General features: G+C 58.2%; 2 protein-coding genes. Both read right to left on the minus strand.

Going from position 1 to position 1,333, the window contains the following annotated elements:
- On the minus strand, positions 1 to 968 hold a 968-nt coding region (gene hemN / locus B6V74_RS18665; protein ID WP_088723675.1), incomplete at its 3' end, for an oxygen-independent coproporphyrinogen III oxidase.
- A 124-nt stretch (positions 969 to 1,092) separates the two neighbouring features.
- A partial coding sequence (locus B6V74_RS19100) for a hypothetical protein (protein WP_206185226.1) occupies positions 1,093 to 1,333 on the minus strand: 241 nt, incomplete at its 5' end.

Here is a 1,333-nt window from a genome sequence, read left to right on the forward strand (position 1 = left end):
AGCCCTATGAGAGTGCTGCATGTGTCGGTCGTGTATCCTTGGAAATTGCGACGCAGCCGTCCGGCTTCGAGCGCCGCCGTCAGAGTGTCGCCGGGGTGCGCGAAATGGTCGATGCCGATAGCTGTGAGGCCAGCCGCGACAAACAGTTCTCCGGCGCGCGTGGCGAGGTGGTAGCGCGCCAGATCGTCCGGCAGCGCGTCTTCGTCGATCAGCTTTTGCCGTTTTGAAACCCAAGGCACATGCGCGTAACCAAAGAGCGCAACGCGGTCCGGTGTAAAGGTGAGAACCTTTTCGATCGTATCTTCGATGCGTGCGAGGCTCTGGTGCGGGAGGCCATAGACCAGATCGGTGTTGAGAGAGGCGATGCCGGCTGCACGCAAGTCTTCGACGCACGCGCGTGTGGTTTCGAACGGTTGCAGGCGACCGATGGCTTTTTGGACTTCGGGATCGAAATCCTGAATGCCGATCGACGCGCGGTTCATGCCTTCGGAGGCGAGAGCTTCGATCTTCGCGCGATCGACCATGGTCGGGTCAATCTCCACCGAGAACTCGAACTCCTGAGCTGGTGGAAACACACGGCGTATCGATGCCGAGAGACGATGAATCAATTCCGGCGGCAGGATGGTAGGCGTTCCGCCACCCCAGTGAAGGCGGCCCATTTTCAGGCCGTTCGGTATGATGGCGCGCACCATATCGAGTTCGGCCTCGAGCGCCTCGATATAGCTTTCCACCGGGCCAAGGGTTTTCGTGCCTTGTGTGTGACAGGCGCAGAACCAGCAAAGACGCTCGCAAAACGGGATGTGCATGTAGACCGACACAGGTTCGCTCGGGTCCAACCGTTCAAGCGCATGGCGTTGAAAGGACGCGCCTGTGTCGGGCGCAAAGGCCGCCGCAGTCGGGTAGGACGTGTAACGCGGCACGCGCGCATCGAAGAGGCCAAGGGCCCGAAGTGTTTCTGTGTGTTCCATGCCCTCTTATCAGACAGACAGAACCGGGCTTCTTTGCTGTGGCTCAAACTAAATGTGCGACGACGCAGCCGGTGACCGCACAGATCCCCTCGTTCGACCGTGAAAGCGACAGAAGGGCATCGAGTCATCTTGTGTGCGGTAATTGGTATTTGCAATGCGCATTCAAATAGTGCAGGGAGAGATCATGGCGACGAAGGTTGAAGCCGATTGAGTCGTGACGGGCCGAAGGCTCTTGCAAAGGTCTTGCTGAATGACGGATCAAACCCGAACTGCATTGGACGATTTGCCCGGCGATCTTTTGATGTGGGTTCTCATTATCAGCGAATTGCTGGTTTTCGGGGCGGGGTTGATCGTTTTCTTGTCGG

The sequence above is a fragment of the Thioclava sp. F42-5 genome, from assembly GCF_002213195.1.
Taxonomy (GTDB): domain Bacteria; phylum Pseudomonadota; class Alphaproteobacteria; order Rhodobacterales; family Rhodobacteraceae; genus Thioclava; species Thioclava nitratireducens.